The 21,407-nt window shown below is 71.5% G+C and carries 22 protein-coding genes and 1 pseudogene; 1 reads left to right on the plus strand and 22 read right to left on the minus strand.

What is annotated here, in order from left to right:
• Window positions 1-42: 42 nt before the first annotated feature.
• From J421_RS16360 to kdsB, 7 genes and pseudogenes are all read right to left on the minus strand, one after another.
• Window positions 43-1,800 (minus strand): LptA/OstA family protein, encoded by a 1,758-nt coding sequence (locus J421_RS16360; protein ID WP_025412255.1) that lies wholly within the window; start codon window positions 1,798-1,800, stop codon window positions 43-45.
• Window positions 1,797-2,369 (minus strand): LPS export ABC transporter periplasmic protein LptC, encoded by a 573-nt coding sequence (lptC, locus tag J421_RS16365; RefSeq protein WP_025412256.1) that lies wholly within the window; start codon window positions 2,367-2,369, stop codon window positions 1,797-1,799. Before lptC ends, J421_RS16360 begins: the two co-directional genes overlap by 4 nt.
• Before the next feature lie 20 nt (window positions 2,370-2,389).
• Window positions 2,390-3,310, minus strand: coding sequence for a KpsF/GutQ family sugar-phosphate isomerase (locus tag J421_RS16370; protein ID WP_104023138.1), 921 nt, complete (start codon window positions 3,308-3,310; stop codon window positions 2,390-2,392).
• Window positions 3,311-3,399: 89 nt separating this feature from the next.
• On the minus strand, window positions 3,400-4,035 hold the full coding sequence (locus tag J421_RS16375; RefSeq protein ID WP_148306359.1) for a KdsC family phosphatase: 636 nt from the start codon (window positions 4,033-4,035) through the stop codon (window positions 3,400-3,402).
• A 91-nt stretch (window positions 4,036-4,126) separates the two neighbouring features.
• A pseudogene (kdsA, locus tag J421_RS16380) lies at window positions 4,127-4,885 on the minus strand (3-deoxy-8-phosphooctulonate synthase); the annotation flags it as partial.
• A gap of 5 nt (window positions 4,886-4,890) precedes the next feature.
• On the minus strand, window positions 4,891-6,630 hold the full coding sequence (gene pyrG, locus J421_RS16385; protein ID WP_025412260.1) for a CTP synthase: 1,740 nt from the start codon (window positions 6,628-6,630) through the stop codon (window positions 4,891-4,893).
• Window positions 6,623-7,438, minus strand: a complete 816-nt coding sequence (gene kdsB, locus J421_RS16390; RefSeq protein ID WP_025412261.1) for a 3-deoxy-manno-octulosonate cytidylyltransferase — start codon at window positions 7,436-7,438, stop codon at window positions 6,623-6,625. Before kdsB ends, pyrG begins: the two co-directional genes overlap by 8 nt.
• 129 nt (window positions 7,439-7,567) lie before the next feature.
• On the opposite strand from kdsB, the gene J421_RS16395 reads away from it, so the two are divergent.
• Window positions 7,568-8,599 (plus strand): TerC family protein, encoded by a 1,032-nt coding sequence (locus J421_RS16395; protein ID WP_025412262.1) that lies wholly within the window; start codon window positions 7,568-7,570, stop codon window positions 8,597-8,599.
• A gap of 15 nt (window positions 8,600-8,614) precedes the next feature.
• On the opposite strand, the gene J421_RS16400 is transcribed toward J421_RS16395, so the two are convergent.
• The 15 genes from J421_RS16400 to rpmF form a co-directional block, all read right to left on the minus strand.
• The gene (locus tag J421_RS16400; RefSeq protein ID WP_025412263.1) at window positions 8,615-10,036 is read right to left on the minus strand and encodes a hypothetical protein; all 1,422 of its coding nucleotides are present in this window, start codon (window positions 10,034-10,036) and stop codon (window positions 8,615-8,617) included.
• Between the two features lie 76 nt (window positions 10,037-10,112).
• Window positions 10,113-10,688 carry an anthranilate synthase component II gene (locus J421_RS16405; protein ID WP_025412264.1) on the minus strand — a complete coding sequence of 192 codons (576 nt, stop codon included), beginning with the start codon at window positions 10,686-10,688 and terminating at the stop codon, window positions 10,113-10,115.
• Window positions 10,685-11,611 carry a site-specific tyrosine recombinase XerD gene (gene xerD / locus J421_RS16410; protein ID WP_025412265.1) on the minus strand — a complete coding sequence of 309 codons (927 nt, stop codon included), beginning with the start codon at window positions 11,609-11,611 and terminating at the stop codon, window positions 10,685-10,687. The genes J421_RS16405 and xerD overlap by 4 nt, the downstream gene beginning before the upstream one ends.
• A gap of 18 nt (window positions 11,612-11,629) precedes the next feature.
• The gene (locus tag J421_RS16415; protein ID WP_025412266.1) at window positions 11,630-12,232 is read right to left on the minus strand and encodes a DedA family protein; all 603 of its coding nucleotides are present in this window, start codon (window positions 12,230-12,232) and stop codon (window positions 11,630-11,632) included.
• Window positions 12,233-12,244: 12 nt separating this feature from the next.
• Complete coding sequence (gene ispF / locus J421_RS16420) at window positions 12,245-12,736, minus strand: 2-C-methyl-D-erythritol 2,4-cyclodiphosphate synthase (protein WP_025412267.1); 492 nt, start codon at window positions 12,734-12,736, stop codon at window positions 12,245-12,247.
• Window positions 12,733-13,782, minus strand: a complete 1,050-nt coding sequence (gene mqnC, locus J421_RS16425) for a cyclic dehypoxanthinyl futalosine synthase (RefSeq protein ID WP_025412268.1) — start codon at window positions 13,780-13,782, stop codon at window positions 12,733-12,735. Before mqnC ends, ispF begins: the two co-directional genes overlap by 4 nt.
• A gap of 5 nt (window positions 13,783-13,787) precedes the next feature.
• Window positions 13,788-14,642 carry a menaquinone biosynthetic enzyme MqnA/MqnD family protein gene (locus J421_RS16430; RefSeq protein ID WP_025412269.1) on the minus strand — a complete coding sequence of 285 codons (855 nt, stop codon included), beginning with the start codon at window positions 14,640-14,642 and terminating at the stop codon, window positions 13,788-13,790.
• Window position 14,643: 1 nt separating this feature from the next.
• Window positions 14,644-15,831, minus strand: coding sequence for an aminofutalosine synthase MqnE (gene mqnE / locus J421_RS16435; protein WP_104023139.1), 1,188 nt, complete (start codon window positions 15,829-15,831; stop codon window positions 14,644-14,646).
• Window positions 15,832-15,851: 20 nt separating this feature from the next.
• Window positions 15,852-17,093: a beta-ketoacyl-ACP synthase II gene (gene fabF / locus J421_RS16440; protein WP_025412271.1), complete on the minus strand. Its 1,242-nt coding sequence runs from the start codon at window positions 17,091-17,093 to the stop codon at window positions 15,852-15,854.
• The gene (locus tag J421_RS16445) at window positions 17,093-17,332 is read right to left on the minus strand and encodes an acyl carrier protein (RefSeq protein ID WP_025412272.1); all 240 of its coding nucleotides are present in this window, start codon (window positions 17,330-17,332) and stop codon (window positions 17,093-17,095) included. Before J421_RS16445 ends, fabF begins: the two co-directional genes overlap by 1 nt.
• Before the next feature lie 92 nt (window positions 17,333-17,424).
• Window positions 17,425-18,162 (minus strand): 3-oxoacyl-[acyl-carrier-protein] reductase, encoded by a 738-nt coding sequence (gene fabG / locus J421_RS16450; protein ID WP_148306360.1) that lies wholly within the window; start codon window positions 18,160-18,162, stop codon window positions 17,425-17,427.
• A gap of 7 nt (window positions 18,163-18,169) precedes the next feature.
• Window positions 18,170-19,117 (minus strand): ACP S-malonyltransferase, encoded by a 948-nt coding sequence (gene fabD / locus J421_RS16455; RefSeq protein ID WP_025412274.1) that lies wholly within the window; start codon window positions 19,115-19,117, stop codon window positions 18,170-18,172.
• 39 nt (window positions 19,118-19,156) lie between these two features.
• A complete protein-coding gene (locus J421_RS16460) occupies window positions 19,157-20,146 on the minus strand; it encodes a beta-ketoacyl-ACP synthase III (RefSeq protein WP_025412275.1) in 990 nt (329 codons plus the stop codon).
• Complete coding sequence (gene plsX / locus J421_RS16465; protein ID WP_201773027.1) at window positions 20,143-21,177, minus strand: phosphate acyltransferase PlsX; 1,035 nt, start codon at window positions 21,175-21,177, stop codon at window positions 20,143-20,145. The genes J421_RS16460 and plsX overlap by 4 nt, the downstream gene beginning before the upstream one ends.
• A gap of 26 nt (window positions 21,178-21,203) precedes the next feature.
• On the minus strand, window positions 21,204-21,386 hold the full coding sequence (gene rpmF / locus J421_RS16470) for a 50S ribosomal protein L32 (RefSeq protein WP_025412277.1): 183 nt from the start codon (window positions 21,384-21,386) through the stop codon (window positions 21,204-21,206).
• Window positions 21,387-21,407: the final 21 nt, after the last annotated feature.

Below are 21,407 nucleotides of genomic sequence, written 5' to 3' on the forward strand. Positions count from 1 at the left end.
CGTCGCCCGGCAGCTCGCCGCCCGGTGGTCCTTCGACCCCGCTCACCATCCACCTCGCACGATCTCGCGCACCAGGCTCGCTCCTCGATTCCACGGGATCCGGCGAACGACCGCCGGCGCCGCGCTCGACTCCAGCGGCGCGTCGCCGTTCGGGCGTCCGCCGGGGCGGCGCACCGGCGGCGAGATGCCCCCGCCGCGCCGGACGGCTGGAGGCGTCGTCGTGCCGCGGCGCGTGCGCGTGCTGTCCGACGTCGAGTCGCCGGGCTCCAGATACACGCCGGTGGCCGAGTCGGTGACCGTGACCGTCTGCACCTGGCTGCTGTCGAAGTCCACCGTGATGCGGCGTCCCTTCACGTAGTTGATCCCCGGCGTCGCCGTGCGCCCCTCGCTCGACGCGATCTGGTAGAGCGAGCTGGCGTTCCCCGCGGCGACGATCTGCTTCACCGGCGGGTTCTTCGTGGTGTCGCGCGCCGCGGCGAGCGTATCGAAGCGCGCGACGATCGTGTCGCCGGCGAGGAAGTCGCGCTCCTTCGACGCGATCTTCGTGGAGTCGGGGATCGAGCGCGCGACCGCGCGCCGCACGGCGTGCAGCTCGCGGATGCGCTGGTCGGGCATGATCGCCTCGATCGAGTCGGCGACGACGTCGCGGTCGGGCGACGTGGCCGTCGCGCGTGACGGGCCCCACGCGTACGCGCGCTCCACTCTGCTCTCGCGCACTCGCAGGTCGACCGTGTCCGACTTCAGATCGAGGTCGTCGCTCAGCACGCGCGCCTTGCCGCGCGACACCACGCGCGTCAGCTCGCGCTGCTTCGAGAACAGGTCGATGAGCGTGCCCGAGAGCGTGAACTGCCGGCCGCGCGTGCCCTTGATCTGCGCGTTGTTCACGAGGTGCGCGAGCTCGGTGCCCTGATCGAACGTGGCCGAGTCGGACGTCGCGGTGACGTCGGGCCGGATGATCTGCACCTGGCCCGACGCGTATACCAGGCTGTCGCCCTCGTCGAGGATCGTGTTCGCGATGATCGTCGCCGTGTCGCGCGTCGTCGCCGTCCTCGCGGCGGAGCGGCTCCTCGCGGGGCGTGCGCTGTCGGCGGTCGCGTCGCCGGTCGTCACCACGCGCAGCACCGGTCGGCCGATCGCGGTGAGACGCGAGCGGTCGCGCAGCCCCGGCGCCTCGCGCAGGTACTCGGCCTGCGGCCCGGTCATCGTCGTGCCCGTGGGCAGCGTGACGAAGACGTTCCCCTCGGCCACCAGCCGCTCCTCGGCCGTGTAGTAGGTGAGACGGTTCGACGTCAGGTGCACGCGACCCGGCTCGTCGTACACGACGTTGTTCACGAGCAGGAGCATGCCGTTCACGCTGTAGTACTCGGCGCTGTCGGCCTGCAGGCGGTTGTTGATGCCGCGGCAGTGCGCGACGACGCCGGCGCCGACGTACACGATCTCGTTGCCGTCGCCGTTGCCGAACTTGTTGAGGCGCGAGTTCGGCGGGCTGTCGGGCGTATCGTTGATGGCGACGAACCGGCAGCGCGACGTCGGGTCCTCCGCGCGACGGCGCGGTGGTGCGGCAGCGCGTCGCGCCGAGTCCGCGCGCGCGGCGCGTGCGGCGGAATCGCGCGCGGCGCTGTCGGCGCGCGTGATCGCCGTCGTGTCGCGGCGCGCTGCCGTGTCGCGCACAGCGACGGCCGACGTATCCGGTCGCGCGGGCGGCGTCGGCGTGGTGCGGGCTCTCGGCCCACGCGCGCACGCCGCGACGGACGCGGCGACGAGCACGGCGAGAGCGAGCGCGCGGCGCGGGTGGCTCATGGCTTCGGCTTGCGCGTCAGGCCGCCGGCGGGCAGCACGGTGCCTCCCTTCGCGCCGCTGAGCACCGTCACGTTCGTCAGCTGCGGATCGGAGCGGAAGCCGATGCCCGAGAAGTTGCGTCCCGGCGACGTGTACGTGAACGCGGTGTCGCTCGAGATCTGATTCAGCGTGCGGTCGTACACGAGATGCGGCGACTTCAGCTTCCGCCCGTCCTCGCTCGTCACGACCACGTCGCCGCGGCCGTCGAGCTTCTGCGTCCGTACGTCGTACGTCCCCTGCTTGGCCGACATCGTCGCGTTCTTCACGCCGTTCCGGTCGAAGAAGATCGTGTTGACCTTCCGCAGCTCCATCCGGTTCATGTCGTCGTAGAAGAACGCGGTGTCCGCTTGCAGCTCGCCGCGGCGCACGCCGGCGGTGGTGAGCGCGTGACGGAGCCCGAACATGACCTGGTCTGCGGAGTCGCCGAGCGCGGAACGCTTCGTGGCGAGCGTGGGGGTGTTCTTGTCCTTGCACGCCGCCGCGGTGGCGAGCAGCGTGACGAGAAGGATCGTGCGACGTCGTGCGTGCATTGCCTGCATCGGGGAGCGCATCACGCGGCGCCGGCCCGCATGAGATCGTGGAGATGGACGACGCCGACGACCCGGCTCGCGTCGTCGACGACGGGCATCGCGATGATGCCGTGCTGCTCCATGCGGTACACCGCCTGGCTGCCGAGTTCCTCCGGACGGGCGGACTTCCCACCTCGCGTCATCACCGCCTCGACGGATTCATCCATCGACGCGTCGTCCCGCTGGAGCAGGCGCGTGAGGTCGCCGGTGGTGAACACGCCGAGCAGGCGCCGATCCGCGTCGACGACCGCGGCGATCCCGCGTTGCCGGGCGAGCGTCACCACCGCCGCGCGCACCGTGTCCGTCGGCGCGAGCAGCGGGAGCGGCTGCTCGATCATGACGTCGTCCACGCGGACGAGCAGCTTGCGACCGAGCGACCCACCCGGGTGGAGGCGCGCGAAGTCCTCGCGGCGGAAGCCCTTCACCTCGAGCAGTGCGACGGACAGCGCGTCGCCGAGCGCGAGCGCCGCGGTGGTGCTGGTGGTCGGCGCGAGGTCGTGCGGGCATGCTTCCTCACGCACCCACGCGTCGAGCACCACGTCGGCGTGTCGGCCGAGCGACGACGCGACGTTGCCGGTGATCGCGATGGTGCGCACGCCGAAGCGCTCGAGCTGCCCGAGCAGCGGCAGCAGCTCCTCCGTCTCGCCGCTCTTCGAGAGCAGGATCGCGACGTCGGACGGGCCCACGATCCCGAGGTCGCCGTGCACACTCTCCACCGGGTGCAGGAACGCCGCCGGCGTGCCGGTGGACGTGAGCGTCGCCGCGATCTTGCGCGCGATCAGGCCGGATTTGCCCACGCCCGCGACGATCACGCGGCCCGGCGACGTCGCGATGAGCTCCACCGCGCGCGCGAACGCGTGGTCGAGGCGCCGCTCCACGCCGTCGATCGCGTCGCGCTCCATGCGCAGCACGCGGCGTCCGGTCGCGACCGTGCGCTCGGCGTCGAGCGCGACGTGCGCGCGCAGCTCGGCCAGGTCCGTCGTCGTGTCGCTCACGGCACCACGCCCTCGGGCTCGACGTCCATCGCGCGACTCGATACGTAGCGCTCGACGATGGCGTCCCACTCGCCGCGGGCCTTCAGCAGCAGCTCGGCGAACTCGCGCACCGCGCCGCGCCCACCGCCGCGTGTGAGCGTGAAGCGACGCGCCTCGCGCCACGCGTCGTCGGTGGCATTCGCGACGACGACGGGCAGACCGACGGCGCGCAGCACGGCGACGTCCGGCAGGTCGTCACCCAGGTACGCCATCTCGTCGAGGCCGATGCCGTGCTCCTCGCCGATGCGGCGGATGGCGCGCAGCTTCATCGCCCGCGCGTCCTGCACCAGATCGTCGACGCCCAGCTCCTCGGCGCGCAGCCTGACGCTCTCCGACACGCGACCGGTGACGATCCCGGTGCGGATGCCGGCCATGCGCAGCATGAGGATGCCGAGTCCGTCCTGGATGTCGTAGCGCTTGAACTCCAGGCGGCGCCCCACGACGTCGCCGAGGTAGATGCCGCCGTCGGTGAGCACGCCGTCCACGTCGAAGCCCACCCACCGGATCCGGCGCGCGAGATCCGCGGGGAACACCGGCGCGCGCGCGGACGTCGTCGTGCCGTTGCCACCGAGCAGCGGGGGGAAGGCCGTCATGCGCGCGCCGCCTCCCACACGCGCAGCGCGCGCGCGTGACGAGCCCCTCGAGCTGGTCGAGCGGGATCATGTTAGGCCCATCGCTCGGGGCCGTGTCGGGCGTCGGGTGCGTCTCGAGAAAGAGGCCGTCGACGCCGGCGGCACACGCCGCGAGCGTGAGCGGCGGGATGAACTCCCGCGCGCCGCCGCTCGCGCCACCCTCGCCGCGGCCGGGCTGCTGCACGCTGTGCGTTCCGTCGAAGATCACCGGCGCGGCGCACGCCTCGCGCATGCGGGAGACCGCGCGGAAGTCGACGACGAGATCGCCGTAGCCGAAGAACGTGCCGCGCTCCGTCACGGCGACCATCTCGCCGCCCGGCAGGTCGTGTCGCTCGCAGCCGCGCGCGCCGCGGCGCACCTTGTCCACCGCGCCGCGCATTCCCTCGGGATGCATCCACTGCCCCTTCTTCACGTTCACCGGCAGCCCCGTCGCGCCGGCCGCCACGAGCAGATCCGTCTGACGACAGAGGAACGCTGGGATCTGCAGCACGTCCACCACCTCGGCCGCGGTCTCGCACTGCTCGGGCAGGTGGATGTCGGTGAGCACGGGAAGTCCCGTCTCGCGCTTCACGCGCTCCAGCGCGACGAGCCCGCGCTCGATGCCCAGGCCGCGCATGGCGCCGGGGTTCGAGCGATTCGCCTTGTCGAAGCTCGCCTTGAAGATCACGCCCCCGGGCACGCGTTCCGCCAGCCGCGCGAGATGCTCGGCGACCCGAAGATTCAGGTCGTCGTCCTCGAGCTGACACGGGCCGGCGATGAGGAACAAGCGGCCGCGCCGCAGCGGGCTTTCGAGGGAACGTGCGATCGCCATGAGCGTCAGTCGAGCGAGGAGACGAGCGGGTTCACCGCCGCGGCGTGGCCGTCCACGCGCGCGCCGTCGCGCACGCCGTCGAACGACGCGCCGTTGCCCGACGCGTGATGCCGAGCCGCGGCGGCGATGAACTCGCGGAACAGCGGGTGCGCGCGCGTCGGGCGCGACTTCAGCTCGGGGTGGAACTGGCAGCCGAGGAACCACGGGTGGTCCGCGAGCTCCACGATCTCCACGAGCGAGCCGTCGGGCGACAGTCCGCTCAGCGCCATGCCGTGCTTCACGAACGTGTCGCGGTAGCGGTTCGACACCTCGTAGCGGTGGCGGTGGCGCTCACTGACCTCCGGCGCGCCGTACGCCGCGGCCGCGTGCGTGTCGGGCGTGAGCCGGCACGCGTACGCGCCGAGTCGCATGGTGCCGCCCATGTCGGTCACGTGCTGCTGCGACTCCATGAGCGAGATCACCGCGTTCGCGCACTCCGGCGCGAACTCGCTCGAGTGGCTGTCCTCGATGCCGCAGACGTTGCGCGCGAACTCGATGATCGCCGTCTGCATGCCGAGACAGATCCCGAAGAACGGCGTCGCCGTCTCGCGCGCCGCGCGGATCGCCTCGACCATCCCCTCGACGCCGCGCACGCCGAAGCCGCCCGGGACGAGCAGCCCGTCGAAGTCGGCGAGGATCTCGCGTGCCCGGTCGGCGTCCGTGAACATGTCGCTCGACAGCCACTCGATGTCGACGCCGACGTCGTTCGCGATGCCGCCGTGGATCAACGCCTCCTGCACGCTCTTGTAGCTGTCGACGTAGTCGGTGTACTTGCCGACGACGGCGATGCGCACGCGGGAGCGCGGCTCCACGATGCGGCGCACGATGTCGCGCCACTCGTCGAGATCGGGCTCGCGCGTGCGGAGGTTCAGGCGCTCGCACACGCGAGCGTCTAGGCCCTGCTCGTGGAACGCGAGCGGGATCTCGTAGATCGTGGGCACGTCGACGCTCTCGACGACGGCGCCGAAGTCGACGTTGCAGAACAGCGCGATCTTGCGTTTGACGTCCTCGGAGAGCGGCTGCTCCGAGCGGCAGATCAGGAAGTCCGGCTGGATTCCGATCTCCATGAGCTCGCGCACCGAGTGCTGCGTCGGCTTCGTCTTCACCTCACCCGCGGCGGCGATGTACGGCACCAGCGTGAGGTGGATGAACACCGCGTTGCGTGCGCCGACTTCGTGGCGGAACTGGCGGATCGCCTCGAGGAACGGCTGCGACTCGATGTCGCCGACGGTGCCGCCGACCTCGACGATCACCACGTCGTTGTCGGGCGCGACGCGCTTCACCGCGGTCTTGATCTCGTCGGTGACGTGGGGGATGACCTGTACGGTGGAGCCGAGGTACTCGCCGCGGCGCTCCTTGCTGATGACGTTCAGGTAGATGCGCCCCGTCGTGACGTTGTTCGCCTGCGACAGCGAGCGGTCGAGGAAGCGCTCGTAATGCCCGAGGTCGAGGTCGGTCTCGGCCTTGTCGTCGGTGACGAACACCTCGCCGTGCTGGAACGGCGACATGGTGCCCGGATCCACGTTCAGGTACGGGTCGAACTTCAGCATGGTGACCCGGAGGCCGCGCTCGACGAGCAGTCGGCCGAGCGAGGCGGCCGCGATCCCCTTGCCGAGGGAGGAGACGACGCCCCCGGTGACGAAGATGAACTTCGTCGGTTGCGTCGCGGCGGCGTTCGACGGCGCGGCAGCGGTTTGGTTAGGCATGGCTCGGTGTCGGGTCGCGATGGACTACGGTGCGATGCGCGCGCTGCGCGCGTTCCCACGCGGGCCACTCGGCGTCGGCGCGCGCGAGGTCCGCTTCGGTGTCGATGCCCGCCGGCGGCGGGTCGGCGACGACGGCGACGCCGATCGGGATGCCGTGCGCGAGGGGGCGAAGCTGCTCCAGCCGCTCCACGCGCTCGAGCGGGTGCGGCGGCAGCGCGACCCAACGGGCCAGCGCGTCGCGCGTGTAGGCGTAGATGCCGATGTGGCGGTGGACGAGGCGGTCACGCAGCGTGCGGTCGTGGGCGTCGCCGTCGTCGCGCAGATGCGGGATGGCCGCCCGCGAAAAATACAGGGCGCGCCCGTCGTCGGCAGTGACGACCTTCACGACGTCGGACTGCGCGAGCGCGTCGGGCGCCGCGGGACACGCGACGGTGCCGAGCGGAAAGCGCGCGCTCGTGACGAGCGTGGCCGCGGCGCGGATCACGTCGGCACTGGCAAACGGCTCGTCGCCCTGGATATTTACGATGCAGTCGTAGCGCGCGAACGCCGGGCGCGTCGCGACTTCGGCCACGCGGTCGGTGCCGGACGGATGGTCGTCGCGGGTGAGGACGGCCTCGCCGCCGGCGGCCCGGATCACGTCGGCGACTTCGTGAGCGTCGGTGGCGACGACGCAGTAGTCCGCGACGGCGAGCTGGTGGACGCGCTGCCAGACGCGGACGACGAGCGGGACGCCACCGAGGAGGCGCAGCGGCTTGCGCGGGAGCCGCGTGGCGCCGAGGCGCGCCGGGATCACGGCGAGCAGGCTCATCCGACAGCGGCGAGGGCGGACGCAAAATTCACGCCATGTAACGTACCACGCGGTCCACCCGAACGCAAACGCGGCGCCGAACGCAGAACGCGTCTGCGTCGCGGTCCGCCGCGTGCTTACTTCCGCCGCATGTCGCATCCCCTGCTCTGGGCCGTCTTCACTCTCGGTGTGCTGAGCGTGCTCGCGCTCGACCTCGGCGTCTTCCACCGCCGAGCGCACGTCGTGCGCGCGCGCGAGGCCGCGACGTGGAGCGTCGTGTGGATCACGCTCGCCGCGCTGTTCGGCCTGGGCATCTACTACTTCGTCGGGCGGCAGTCGGCGCTGGAGTTCGCGGCCGGCTATCTCGTCGAGGAAGCGCTGTCGGTCGACAACCTGTTCGTGTTCCTCCTGCTCTTCAGCTACTTCAAGGTGCCGGAGATCCAGCGGCACCGCGTGCTGTTCTGGGGGATCCTCGGGGCGCTGCTCATGCGCGGCGCGATGATCGCGTTAGGCGCGGCGCTCATCCACCGCTTCCACTGGATCATCTTCGTGTTCGGCGCGTTCCTCGTGTACACGGGCGCGCGGATGGCCGTCTCCGGCGGCGAGCAGGTCGACCCGGAGCACAACCCGGCGCTCAAGCTCGTGCGCCGCGTCTTCCCCGTCACGCCGACGTTCCGCGGCCAGCACTTCTTCGTGCGCGCGCGGCCCGCCGGCGGTGGCGCCGAGCGGTGGTTCGCGACGCCGCTGTTCATCGTGCTCGTGCTCGTGGAGACGACGGACCTCGTCTTCGCGGTCGACTCGATCCCCGCCATCTTCGGCGTCACGAACGACCCGTTCATCGTCTACACGTCGAACGTGTTCGCGATACTCGGGCTGCGGTCGCTGTTCTTCCTCCTCGCCGGGGCGATCACGCGCTTCCACCTGCTGCGCTACGGGCTCGCCGCGGTGCTCGCGTTCGTCGGCGTGAAGATGCTCGTCTCGTCGAAGTGGCCGATCCCGATCGGCATCTCGCTCGGCGTCATCGCGGCGCTGCTCGGCGCATCGGTCGTCGCGTCGCTGCTCCGGCCGGCGCCCGAGGGGCCGACGCTCTCGCCGCGCACGGGGACCACCGAGGAGCAGCCCGTCGCGACCCAGGGCGCGGAGGCGCCGCGCGAGGCGGCGCCGAACGAGCGACCCGTGTGACGCGGCTGACCGGGCTCAGGGCGCGGAGAGGCTGACGCCCAGCTCGTGTCGCGAGGGCTTCGCCGGGTCGATCACGAAGTCGACGCGGACGACGGCGAGAATGAGACGCAGCCCGAGGTTCTGCGTGAGCGCCGGGAGTCGACCGACGCCCGCGCCGCCGACGACGTGGCGCAGCGCGACCTTCGGGCTGCCGACGAACGGCAGCTTCACCGCGTTCACCGGGACCGTGTACCGGCTCTCGAGCCACACGAGCCGGTCGCCCCCCTGCTCCAGCAGCAGCAGCGTGGGGATCGTCGGTCCGCCGCCGACGTACGCGTAGCGCTGCGACGGCGTGCTGTCGCCCGCGGTGAGCACGAAGTGTCCGAGCGCGTCGAACGTGTGATCGCGGAACGCCGGGAACGAGACCTGGCCGTCGACGGTGAGCTGCGCGAAGCGGCGGTCGTCGGGGGTGGCCAGGGGCAGCTCGGCGCGCAGCAGCCCGTGCGCGGTGACCGGGCCGTTCAGCACCTCCGCGCGCACGCCGAGGAGCGCGGACGCGATGGAGCCGCCCGTCACCGCGGGATTCGGCCGGAGCATCCCCTCCTCGCGGTCGTGGCGCGCGAGGAAGCTCCGCGGTGCCGACGACGCGAGCGAGTCGCGCGCGGCCGACCACGAGCGCTCGACGAGCGCGCCGACGAACGGCGCGATCACCGAGGACGTCGTCTCGAAGCGCCGCGTGCCGGTGAGCTCCGCGCGATCGGCGCGGTAGTAGTTCCGCGCGTCGCTGCCGGCGAACAGCGCCGTCGCCGTGTTCACGAGATCGCTGCGCATCCACGCGTCGTTCGTGAACGTGCCGCGGCCGGCGCGCGCCTCCAGCGCGGTGCGACGCCCGAGCTCCCACGTCGCCGTCGCCGATGGATCGAGCGTGCCGAGGTGCGAGCGATACGTCAGCGCGGGATCGATGCGCAGCCGCCCCGTGTCGAGCGCGATCTCCGGCCCGACGCCGGCCGAGAGGCCGTCGATGCGGTCGTAGGTCGGAATCTGCACGCCGAACAACCCGGGGAGCGAGAACCTCGGCACCGGGTGGTGCTCGAGAAGCTCGTAGTCCAGCGCGTAGGTCTCGCCGCCCGTCGGCGTGGCGCGGAAGCCGACGTCGGGAAACGCGAGCCGCTCGCCGGCTACGGTCGCGAGCGTGGAGTTCAGCACGACCCCGCCGAACGCGATCGCCCGTCCATCGATCCTCGCACCGGGACGGAGCACGACGTCGCCGAGCACGATGAAGTCGCCGCGGACGTGTCCCTCGAGCCGCGCCGGTCCGCCGATGACGAGCAGCGTGGTCGGCACGTCGGTGCCGCGTCCGAGCACGATGCCGGTGTCGGGCGCGACGACCACCGCGTGTGGCCGCGCGAGCGCGTCGCGGAGCAGGCGCCCCGCCACGCCGGGGCCGAGGTCGCGCACGTACGCGCGGGCGCCGGCTGCGCCGCGATGCAGGGCGCGGCGGCGACGATCGCGACGGCGAGCGCGAGCCCGCGGATCATCCGGCGAGCGCCAGGAAGTTCTGGAGGATCTGCTTCCCGCCGGTCGTGAGGATCGACTCGGGGTGGAACTGCACGCCCCACACGGGGTGCTCGCGGTGCCTAACGGCGTGGATCTCCGACGGATCGTCCGACGCGCGCGAGACGACTTCCAGCGACTCGGGGAGCGACGAGTCCTCGACGATGAGCGAGTGGTAGCGCATCACCTCGAGCGGCGACGGCAGCCCGGCGAACAGTCCCGTCCCGTCGTGCAGGATGCGCGACGTCTTGCCGTGCATCACGCGCCGCGCGCGCACGACGTGGCCGCCGTACGCCTCCCCGATCGCCTGGTGGCCGAGGCACACGCCGAGCGTCGGGATCTCGGCGCCCCACCGCCGCACGACGGGCACGGTGACTCCTGCCTCGGCCGGCGTGCACGGCCCGGGCGAGAGCACGATCGCCTTCGGCCGCAGCGCGCCCACCTCGTCCACGTCGATGGCGTCGTTGCGCCGCACGACCACGTCGGCACCGAGCGCGCCGAGGTACTGCACGAGGTTGTACGTGAACGAGTCGTAGTTGTCGATGACGAGGATCATGAGCGTGGGTGGTACTGCCGGTGAACGCTGCGCAGGTACTCGCGGTCGACGTGCGTGTAGATCTGCGTGGTGGAGATGTCCGCGTGGCCCAGCATCTCCTGCACGGCGCGCAGGTCCGCGCCCCCTTCCAGCAGATGCGTGGCGAACGAGTGCCGGAGCGTGTGCGGCGTGACGGTCTTCTCGATCCCGGCGCGCTCCACGTGCTTCCTGAGCACCTTCCAGGCCCCCATGCGCGTGAGCGGCTCCCCCCTCGCGTTGAGGAACAGGATGCCGCGCCCGCGCCCCTTCTCCAGCCTCGGCCTCAGCTCTCGAAGATACATGGCCACGGCGCCGACGGCCTTGCCGCCGATCGGGACGAGGCGTTCCTTGCCGCCCTTGCCGAACACCCGCACGAGCAGGTCCTCGAGCAACAGGTCGCGGACCGCGAGTCCGATCCACTCCGAGACGCGGAGCCCCGCCCCGTACGCGAGCTCCAGCATCGCGCGGTCGCGGAAGACGAACGGGTCGTCGAGCGAGGGCGCAGCGAGCAGGCGCTCGACCTCCTCGACCGTCAGCACCTCGGGGAGCGACCGCCATCCGCGCGGCGTCTCCAGCCGCTCGCTCGGGTCGCGCACGACGTGGCCCTCGGAGAGCAGGAACCGGTAGTACGTGCGGATGGCGCTGACGCCGCGGCGGATGGACGCCGGCGAGAGCCCGAGGTCCTTCAGGTGGTACACGTAGTTCCGCAGCTGCCGGGCGTCGAGGTCGGCGGGGCCGCGCGCGCCGACGGTGAGCGCGAAGCTCGCGAAGCGGGCGAGGTCGCGCGCGTACGCCTCGCGCGTGTTGCTCGCCGCGCCCGACTCGAGCGACAGGAAGTCCTGGAACCGCTCGAGCAGAAACGCGCGCGCGGTCTCGTCGGGGAGCAGCGGAGCACCGGGCGGCATCGGACGGAAGCTACGCGCTCACGCGCGCCGGCGACGCCGCACGAGCCACACCGCGACGGCGAGCGCCACCAGCGCCGCCGCGCCCAAGCCGACCCACTTCTGGCCGCTCGCGATCCGCGCCTGCAGCGCCTCGAAGTTCGCGCCGGCGGTGAACGCGAGGTAGGTGATGCCGCCGTACCAGAGCGCGGACGCGACGCCCATCGCGACCAGCGCGCGGATCGCGCCGACGCGCAGCGCGCCGGCCACCGGCGGCACGATCGCCCGCAGCCCGGGGAGGAAGCGGCTCACCGCGATGGCGAGCGTGCCGTAGCGCGCGTACATGTCCTCCAGCCGCCCGCGCCCGCTCCCCGCGGCCCCGAAGCGGCGCAGGACGCGCTCGGCACCGTAGCGCGCGCCGAGCCAGTACATGAACATCGCGCCCGCGAGGTTGCCGGTGAGCGTCGCGAGATAGGTGAGCACGGGCGACGCGTGCCCCCTCGCGGCGATGAAGCTGCCGAACGCGACGACCGTGTCGGACGGGAGCGGCGGGAAGACGTTCTCGATGCCCGCGGCGAACGCCAGCGCGAGATACAGCGCGAGCGGCGGCAGTCCGGCGAACCAATCGAGCAGCTCCTGCAGCACCGGGCGATCCGGTCAGGCCGCGGGTTCGTCGCGCACGAGCGAGGCGACGGCGACGCAGGCGAGCCCCTCGCCGCGGCCGATCCACCCGAGCCCTTCGTTGGTCTTCCCCTTCACGAACACCTCGTCCGGCGCGATGCCTAACGCTTCCGCCATCGCCGCGCGCATCGCGTCGCGGTGTGGGCCGATACGCGGGCGCTCCGCCACGACGGTCACGTCGGCGTTCGACACGCGCCAGCCGCGCTCGCGCACGCGGTCGACGGCGATGCGGAGCATCTCCACCGAGTCGCGCCCGGCATTCGCCGGGTCGGTGTCGGCGAACAGCTCGCCGATGTCGCCCGCGCCGGCGGCGCCGAGCACCGCGTCGGTGAGCGCGTGCGCGATCGCGTCGCCGTCGGAGTGGCCGAGCAGGCGGTAGTCGACGTCGAGGCGCACCCCGCCGAGCACCAGCGGTCCGCCCGGGCCGAAGCGGTGCGAGTCGTACCCGACGCCGACCCGTACGGTCACGCCGCGGCCGACGCCTCCCGCGGCTCGGCGATCACCGAGTAGTCCTGCCGACGGCGCGCCGGCGTGAACCCCGCGTCGGTGATGATGCGCTCGATCTCCTCGACCGTCGTGCGGTACGTCGTGTTCGCCGCGGACACCACGTTCTCCTCGATCATCAGCGACCCGAAGTCGTTGCAGCCGAAGCGCAGCGACGTCTGGCCGACCTTGAGGCCCATGGTGACCCAGCTCGCCTGCAGGTTCGGGACGTTGTCGAGCACGAGCCGCGCCAGGGCGACGGTGCGCAGGTACGTCACCGCGTCCGTCTTCGGCATGTGCTGGAACTCGGGCGTGTTCTCCGGCTGCAGCGGCCAGCAGATGAACGCCGTGAAGCCGCCGGTGCGCGCCTGCACCTCGCGCACGCGCTGCAGGTGCTCGAGCCGCTCGGCGAGCGTCTCGCCGAGCCCGTACATCATCGTGACGGAGGTCTTCATCCCCTCCTTGTGCGCGAGCTCCATGATCTCGAGCCAGCGATCGGCACCCGCCTTCTTCGGGGCGGCGTAGTCGCGCACGCGCTGCACGAGGATCTCGCCGCCGCCCCCCGGGATGGAGTCGAGTCCCGCCTTGCGGAGCTCGCGGATCACGTCCACCGCGTCCATGCGGAAGCGCGTGGCGAAGAAGTCCACCTCGCTCGGGCTGAAGCCGTGCACGTGGATCGGGTGGTACTTCTTGATGTAGCGGAGCAGATCCAGGTACCAGTCGAACGGGATGTACGGGTTGTGGCCGCCCTGGATGAGGATCTGCACGCCGCCCAACGCCTTCGTCTCCTCGATCTTCGCGCCGATCTGCTCGTACGAGAGCGTGTAGCCCTCACCGTGCTTCGGGCGGCGATAGAATGCGCAGAAGCCGCAGTCGGCGACGCAGACGTTCGTGTAGTTGATGTTCCGGTCGACGATGAACGTGACGACGTTGTGCGGGTGCTTCTCGCGCCGCACGGCGTCGGCCGCCGCGCCCAGCTCCAGCAGCGGCGCGTTCGTGTAGAAGTCGAGGAAGTCGCGGGTCTCGCCCATGGCGCTCACGCGGCGGGGAGGAAGGCGAGCGTGCCGTTGGGCACGCGCCCCGCGCTCACGAGCCGGCGGAAGAACTCCGTCAGCCCCGCGAGGTGCGGGTAGGAGAGGCCGTAGTCGAGGCCGGAGAGGTACTCGTCGCACGCGGCGAGCGACACGCCGGTGGCGTCGTGCGCCTGGCGGGCGAGCAGCGCGCGATGCGCCAGCCCCCAGTCGCGCGACTCGATGAGCGACGCGTGCACGCCGAGCGCTTCCGCGACGGGCGTGGTGCGGCTCGCGATCCACACCGCGAACACGAACGGCAGCCCGGTCCAGCGCTTCCACTCGGCGCCGAGGTCGTAGACGTGCGCGTACGGTTCGGGGCCGAGGTCGCCGCGCGCGTCGCCGGAGCCGAGCAGCAGCGCGGCGTCGCCGATGACGAGGCGCGCCGGGCGGGTGCCGCCGCGCTCGAACGCGTGCAGGTCGGACATCTCCGCGTCGCCGGGAACGAACTCCGGCCGGCACTTCCACACGTTCTCGAACAGCAGCTCGAGCAGGGCGACGCTCGTCATGGAGCTCTTGCTCACCACGACGCGGCGACCGCCCAACGATTCCGCGGGCACGTCGGAGAACATCAACACGCTGCGCACCGGCCCGTCGCACGAGATCGACACGTCGGGGAGCAGCAGGTAGCGGTGCGCGTCGCGCGCGTACTCCACCGCGGAGACGACGCTGACGTCGAGCGCGCCCTCGGCCATCGCGCGATTCAGCACCGACGGCACGCCGGTCACGAGCTCCCCGTCGAGCTTCACGACGCCGCGGTCGATGGCGCCGTAGACCGGGTAGCAGTTGACGTACGGGATGCGGCCGACGCGGGTGGTCACGTCAGGCCACCGCCGCGGCGGCCACGGGCGCGTCGGGCGCGTCGGGCGCGTCGTCGAACGTGCGCAGCACGTTGTAGAACGAGTCGCGCTCGGCCGGCACCTTCCCCGCCCCGCGAATGAGCCGCAGCAGCTCCTCGAGCGTGAGGCCCTGCGGCGTGTGCGCGCCGACGGCGTGGTAGATCTTCTCGCGCACCACGGTCCCCTCGATGTCGTTCACGCCGAAGTGCAGGCTGACCTGCGTCACGGCCGGCGTGACCATGATCCAGTGCGACTTCACGTGCGCGAAGTTGTCGAGGAACAGGCGGCCGACGGCGACCATCTTGAGATCGTCGAATCCCGTGCTCGCGACGCCCTGCCGCCCGAGCTGCTCGCCGAGTCGGTTGCCGTCCGGATGGTAGGCGAGCGGGATGTAGGCGAGGAAGCCGGCCGTCTCGTCCTGCAGGTCGCGGAGCATCTGCAGGTGCTCGACGCGATCCTCCATCGTCTCCACGTGGCCATAGAGCATCGTGCAGTTCGACCGGATGCCTAACGCATGCGCGGCGCGGTGCACGCCGATGTAGTCGGCGCCGCCGAGCTTCCGTTCCGCGATCTGGTCGCGCACCGCGGAGCTGAACGTCTCCGCGCCGCCGCCGGGGAGCGTGTCGAGGCCCGCCTCGCGCAGCGCCGACAGCACCTCCGCCCAGGAGAGCTTCTCCATGCGCGCGATGTGCGCGATCTCCACCGCGGTGAGCGCCTTGATGTGCACGTGCGGGAAGTTCGCCTTCAGCGCGCGGAACATCTCCTGGTAGTACGCGAGCCCCGTCTTCACGTCGAGGCCACCGACGATGTGGAACTCGCGCGTCAGCCCGTCAGCCGCGTGCGCCGCCTCGGCCAGCACCTGCTCGATCGAGTAGCGGTACGCCCCCTCCTCTCGCGGCGTGCGCGCGTAGCCGCAGAAGTGGCAGGTGTTCCGCAGGATGCAGATGTTCGTCGGGTTGATGTGCTGGTTCGCCGCGAACGTCACGCGGTCGCCGTGGCGGGCACGGTTCACGGCGTCGGCCATCGTGCCGACGCCCAGCAGATCGGGCGAGCGATACAGCGCGAGCGCGTCGGCGCCGTCGAGTCGCACGCCGGCGAGCACCTTCTCGGCGACGGGATGTAGCGCGCGGTCCTCGATGCGCGCGAGGTCGAACGAGACCGGCTGCGGCATGACGTCGGGCGCGACGCGCCTCACTCGGTGAACCGACGGACGGCGAGCGTGGTGTTGTGGCCGCCGAAGCCGGAGCTGTTGCTCAGCGCCGCGTCGATGTCGCGCTCGCGCGGCACGTTAGGCGTGATGTCCAGGTCGCACTCCGGGTCCGGAGTGCTGTGGTTGATCGTCGGCGGCACCTTCCGATCGCGGATGGCGAGCGTGCACGCGATGAACTCGATGGCGCCCGCCGCGCCGAGCATGTGCCCCGTCGCCGACTTCGTCGAGCTGACGCTCAGCAGGTCGGTGTGCTCGCGGAACACGTTGCGGATCGCCTTCGCCTCGTTCGGGTCGTTCAGCGGCGTGCTGGTGCCGTGCGCGTTCACGTACTGCACGTCGGCGACCGTGAGCCCCGCGTCGGCGAGCGCGCGGCGCATGGAGCGCTGCAGCCCCTCGTGCTCCGGCGGCTGCCCGGTGAGGTGATACGCGTCGCCCGTGGCGGCGTAGCCCGCGACCTCGCCGTAGATGTGCGCGCCGCGGCGCCGCGCGTGCTCGAGCTCCTCGAGGACCACCACGCCGGCGCCCTCGCCCATCACGAAGCCGTCGCGCGTCGCGTCGAACGGGCGCGACGCGGTGGACGGGCTGTCGTTGCGCGTCGAGAGCGCGCCCATGTTCGCGAACCCGCCGATCGACATCGGTGTGACGGCGGCCTCGGAGCCGCCGGCGATCATGACCTCCGCGTCGCCGTACTGGATCGCGCGGAACGCCTCGCCGATCGCGTGCGCGCTCGTGGCGCACGCCGAGACGATGCCGAAGTTCGGCCCCTTCGCGCCGAAGCGCATGGACACGACGCCGGCCGCGATGTCGGAGATGAACATCGGGATGAAGAACGGCGAGATGCGCTTCGGCCCGCTCTCCATGAACGTGCGATGCTGATCCTCGAACGTGTTCAGCCCACCGATGCCGCTGCCGATGATGACACCCAGCTCGTTCGGATCGAACCCGCCCTCGGCGAGCCCCGCGTCGGCCATCGCCTGGACGGCGCCGGCCATCGCGTACTGCGTGTACAGGTCGGAGCGCTTGGCCTCCTTGCGATCCATGTACAGCAGCGCGTCGAACGCCTTCACCTCACAGGCGAAGCGGACCGCGAAGTTCGACGCGTCGAACTTCGTGATGGGTGCTCCGCCCGACTTCCCCTCGAGCAGCGAACGCCAGGTCGTCGCCACGTCGTTCCCGACCGGCGACACCGCCCCCAACCCGGTGACGACGACCCTTCGTCGCATCAACCGCCGACCTTCGAGTTGAGGTAGCCGATCGCGTCCCCGACGGTGCGCAGCTTCTCCGCGTCCTCGTCCGGGATGTCGATGTTGAACTCCTTCTCGAACTCCATGACCAGCTCCACGATGTCGAGCGAGTCCGCCCCGAGGTCGTCGATGAAGCTGGCCTCGTCCGTCAGCTTCTCGCGCTCGACGCCGAGCTCCTTTTCGATGATGTCCTTCACCTTCGCGCTGTTGTCGGCCATGGGTCGTCCCGAGAGAGTGGAGTGGGCTCCGTGCGATCGTCCGGAGCCCGGAAAATACTGACCCCGAAGGGTCTATGGAACGGCGGGGGGTCTCACATGACCATCCCGCCGTCGACCACCAGCACCTGGCCAGTGACGTACGCGGCGAGGTCGGAGGCCAGGAAGAGCACCGCGTTCGCGATGTCCTCCGGCTTTCCCACGCGCTCCAGCGGGATCGCGCTCGCCATCTGCGCGCGGGCCTCGTCGGGCATCGCGGCCGTCATGTCGGTCTCGATGAGCCCCGGCGCGACCACGTTCGCCAGGATGTTGCGGCTCGCCAGCTCCTTCGCCACGCTCTTCGTGAGGCCGATGAGCCCCGCCTTGCTCGCCGCGTAGTTCGCCTGGCCCTTGTTGCCGGTGATGCCGACCACGCTCGCGATGTTGATCATCCGCCCCCAGCGGCGCTTCATCATGCCGCGCGAGGCGGCGCGCATGGTGGCGAACGCGCCGCGCAGGTTCGCGTCGATCACCGCGTTCCAGTCGTCGTCCTTGAGCCGCAGCAGCAGGTTGTCGCGCGTGAGCCCCGCGTTGTTCACGAGGATGTCGCACGAGCCGAGCGTCTGCTCCACGCTCGACACGAGCGCCGCGGCCTGCGCGACGTCGGACACGTCGCACGCGAAGCCCCGCGCCGAGCCGCCGATCTGCGCCGCGGCCTCCTCGGCGCGCCCCTGATCGCGGCCGACGACGGCCACCGTCGCCCCCGCGCCGGCGAGCCGCTCGGCGATCGCGCGGCCGATACCCCGCGTGCTGCCCGTGACGAGCGCGACGCGCCCGGAGAGATCGATCTGCATGGGGTGGCTATGCGGGTGCGCCGACGCGCTCGAGAAGGGCGTCGACTTCGGCGGCGGTGCCGCACGTCGCGGTCTGAATGCCGGGAACGATCTTCTTCGCGAGCCCCGAGAGCACCGCGCCCGGGCCCATCTCGACGAACAAGGCGTCCGGATGCCGCTCGGCGAGCGCGCGGACGACGTCGATCCACCGCACGGGCGAGACGAGCTGCTGGGCGAGCAGATCGCGCGCACGTGCCGCGCTCGTAACGGGTTCGGCGTTCACGTTCGCGTAGACCGGGACGTCGGCGTCGCGCATGTCCGTCGCGTCGAGCGCCTCGCGGAGGCCGGCCTGCGCCGGCGCCATGAGCGGCGAGTGGAACGCCCCGCTCACGTTCAGCCGCATCGCGCGCCGCACGCCGGCGGCCTTCGCGAGCTCCATCGCCCGCTCGACGCCGGCCACCTCGCCGGAGATGACGAGCTGGCCCGGGGAGTTGTAGTTCGCCGGCACGACGAGCCCCGCGTCGCGCGACGCCTCGTCGCAGATCTCCTCGACGGGCCGCGTGGGGTCGCCGAGCAGCGCGGCCATGGCGCCGGGGCGCTCCTCGCCGGAGCGGAACATCAGCTCTCCGCGGCGGCGGACTAGGCGCGCGGCGTCACCGAGGTCCAGCGCGCCGGCGGCGTGATACGCGGTGAACTCGCCGAGCGAGTGGCCCGCGGCGGCGCGCACGTGCGGGCCGAGCGCGTCGCGCACCGTGGCCCACACGGCGGCGCCGTGGGTGAGCAGCGCCGGCTGGGCGTTGTGCGTGAGCGTCAGCTCCTCGGCCGGTCCCTCGAAGCATAGCCCGGAGAGCGGCGCCCCGAGCGCGTCGTCGACGGCGGCGAAGACCTCTCGCGCGGCGGCGTGCGCCTCGGCCAGGTCGCGCCCCATGCCGGGGGTCTGCGACCCCTGACCGGGAAAGAGCAGGACGATGTCCATACAGGCCGGGATGGAGACGTCAGCCGCGCCCGCGGCGCGTCAGAAGCGGACGATCATGGAGCCCCAGGTGAAGCCGGCGCCGAACGCGACGAGCAGCACGGTGGAGCCCTCGTGCACGCGTCCACTCTCGATGGCTTCGTTCAGCGCGATGCCGATCGAGGCGGACGACGTGTTGCCGTAGCGGTCCACGTTCACGTAGACCTTGTCCATCGGGATGTTCGCGTGCTTCGCCGTCGCCTCGATGATCCGCACGTTCGCCTGGTGCGGGATCATGACGTCGATGTCGGTCCCGGTGAGGCGCGCCTGGTCGAGCGCGCGGTCGGCGGCCTCGCTCATGGAGCGAACGGCGTGCTTGAACACCTCGCGCCCGGCCATCTGCACGAAGTGCGACCGGTCGGTGAGCACGGCCTCGGTGAACGGCACCGTCGCGCCGCCGCTCGGGCGCCACAGCAGCTCGGCCAGCGTGCCGTCGCTGCGGATGAAGCTCGACAGGATCCCCTTGTGGTGCTTGGAGCGCTTCAGCACCGTCGCACCCGCGCCGTCGCCGAACAGGACGCAGGTGGACCGGTCCTGCCAGTCGACGATGGAGCTCATCTTCTCCGATCCGACGACGAGCACGGTCTCGGCGCTGCCGGAGGCGATGAGCCCCTCACCGGCGGCGAGGGCGTAGATCCACCCGGTGCAGGCGGCGCCCACGTCCATCGCCGCCGCACGGGTAGCGCCGAGCAGCGCCTGAACGTCGACGGCGGTGGACGGCAGCAGCCGGTCCGGGGTCGCCGTGGAGAGCATGATCGTGTCGAGCTCCCCGGCGGTGACGCCGGCGCGGGCCATCGCGACGCGGGCCGCTTCGGCGGCGAGGTGCGCGGTGGACTCGGTCTCCGTCGCGATGTGGCGCTGATGGATCCCGGTGCGCTCCACGATCCACTCGTGCGAGGTCTCGATGCCCCGCGACGCGAAGTCGTGGTTGGTGAGGATGCCCGGCGGCACGTAGTGGCCGGTGCCGGCGAAGTAGGCGACGGGGCGCTTCACGCGACCGAGGAGGAGGTGGACTCGGCTTCCGCACGCTCGGCGGCCGCGGCGGCGTCCTCCAGGCGGCGGCCGATGTGCTCGCTCATGCGTGACTCCACCGCCCGGAGGCCGACGCCGATCGCGTTCTTGATCGCGCGGGGGGAGCTGGAGCCGTGGGAGATGATGCTGACGCCCTTCACCCCAAGGAGCGGCGCACCACCGTGCTCCGCGTGATCGAGCTCCTTGAACGCCGACCGCAGCGTCTCGCGCTCGGCGCCGAGCGCCTTCGCGAACACCGCCATGAGCGTGGGCGCGAGCGCCTCGTAGAACTTCAGCAGCACGTTGCCGACGAATCCGTCGCAGACGACGACGTCGAGCGGCTCGTCGTCGCGGCGCCCGAGCGGGATGTCGCGCCCCTCGACGTTGCCGACGAAGTGGATCCCGGGCTCGGCACGGAGCCGCTGGTGCGCCTCCTTCACGGCGGCGTTCCCCTTCTCCGGCTCCTCGCCGATGCTGAGCAGGCCGACCGCGGGATTCCGCCGGCCGAGCATGTCCTGGGCGTAGACGGTCCCGAGGCGGGCGAACTGCACCAGCTCCTCGGGCGAGCAGTCGACGTTCGCACCGGAATCGAGCACGACGACCGGCTCCTGCGCCGTCGGGAACAGCGTGCCGATGGCGGGCCGCTTCAGGCCCGCGTGGGACTTGAGAACGAGAAGGGACGCGGCCATCTGCGCGCCGGTGTTGCCGGCCGAGACGAACGCGTCCGATTTTCCGTCCGCCTGGAGGCGGAGCCCGACCATCATGGAGCTGCCCGGGCGGCTTCGTACGACCGTCGGCTTGTCGGACATCTCGATGACGTCCGGGGCGTCGACGACCTCGAGCCGGTCGCGGAGCGCGCGGTGCGCGGCGAACTCTCCGGCGAACAGCACGTCCAGCGTCTCGTCGACGACCGCGGTGCGGCCGACCAGCTGGATGGTGTGCTCGACCGGCAGGTCGACCAGGGCGAGCAGCGCGCCGGCGACGGTGGCTCGGGGGGCGAAGTCACCCCCCATCGCGTCCAACGCGACGCGCGCCAAGGTCAGGCTTCCTGCGCCTCGATGCGCGCTTCGCCCGCGTAGTACCCGCACTCCGGACAGACGTGATGCGGGCGCTTCATGCTCCGGCACTGCGGGCACGCCTGCACCGCGATGGCCGGGGCGGCCTTGTGGGTGTTGCGAGCGCGCTTCTTACGCTTGGAGGTGCGTCGCTTCGGGACGGCCATGGGAGAATCCTAACAGGTCGG

Source organism: Gemmatirosa kalamazoonensis (assembly GCF_000522985.1).
GTDB lineage: Bacteria > Gemmatimonadota > Gemmatimonadetes > Gemmatimonadales > Gemmatimonadaceae > Gemmatirosa > Gemmatirosa kalamazoonensis.

Bases quoted from the DNA above. Each gene is read 5' to 3' on its own strand.
- J421_RS16360 (WP_025412255.1), bottom strand. From the start codon at position 1,800: ATGAGCCACCCGCGCCGCGCGCTCGCTCTCGCCGTGCTCGTCGCCGCG.
- lptC (WP_025412256.1), bottom strand. From the start codon at position 2,369: ATGCACGCACGACGTCGCACGATCCTTCTCGTCACGCTGCTCGCCACC.
- J421_RS16370 (WP_104023138.1), bottom strand. From the start codon at position 3,310: ATGGAGCGCGACGCGATCGACGGCGTGGAGCGGCGCCTCGACCACGCG.
- J421_RS16375 (WP_148306359.1), bottom strand. From the start codon at position 4,035: ATGACGGCCTTCCCCCCGCTGCTCGGTGGCAACGGCACGACGACGTCC.
- pyrG (WP_025412260.1), bottom strand. From the start codon at position 6,630: ATGCCTAACCAAACCGCTGCCGCGCCGTCGAACGCCGCCGCGACGCAA.
- kdsB (WP_025412261.1), bottom strand. From the start codon at position 7,438: ATGAGCCTGCTCGCCGTGATCCCGGCGCGCCTCGGCGCCACGCGGCTC.
- J421_RS16395 (WP_025412262.1), top strand. From the start codon at position 7,568: ATGTCGCATCCCCTGCTCTGGGCCGTCTTCACTCTCGGTGTGCTGAGC.
- J421_RS16405 (WP_025412264.1), bottom strand. From the start codon at position 10,688: ATGATCCTCGTCATCGACAACTACGACTCGTTCACGTACAACCTCGTG.
- xerD (WP_025412265.1), bottom strand. From the start codon at position 11,611: ATGCCGCCCGGTGCTCCGCTGCTCCCCGACGAGACCGCGCGCGCGTTT.
- mqnC (WP_025412268.1), bottom strand. From the start codon at position 13,782: ATGGGCGAGACCCGCGACTTCCTCGACTTCTACACGAACGCGCCGCTG.
- mqnE (WP_104023139.1), bottom strand. From the start codon at position 15,831: ATGCCGCAGCCGGTCTCGTTCGACCTCGCGCGCATCGAGGACCGCGCG.
- fabF (WP_025412271.1), bottom strand. From the start codon at position 17,093: ATGCGACGAAGGGTCGTCGTCACCGGGTTGGGGGCGGTGTCGCCGGTC.
- J421_RS16445 (WP_025412272.1), bottom strand. From the start codon at position 17,332: ATGGCCGACAACAGCGCGAAGGTGAAGGACATCATCGAAAAGGAGCTC.
- fabG (WP_148306360.1), bottom strand. From the start codon at position 18,162: ATGCAGATCGATCTCTCCGGGCGCGTCGCGCTCGTCACGGGCAGCACG.
- fabD (WP_025412274.1), bottom strand. From the start codon at position 19,117: ATGGACATCGTCCTGCTCTTTCCCGGTCAGGGGTCGCAGACCCCCGGC.
- plsX (WP_201773027.1), bottom strand. From the start codon at position 21,177: ATGGGGGGTGACTTCGCCCCCCGAGCCACCGTCGCCGGCGCGCTGCTC.
- rpmF (WP_025412277.1), bottom strand. From the start codon at position 21,386: ATGGCCGTCCCGAAGCGACGCACCTCCAAGCGTAAGAAGCGCGCTCGC.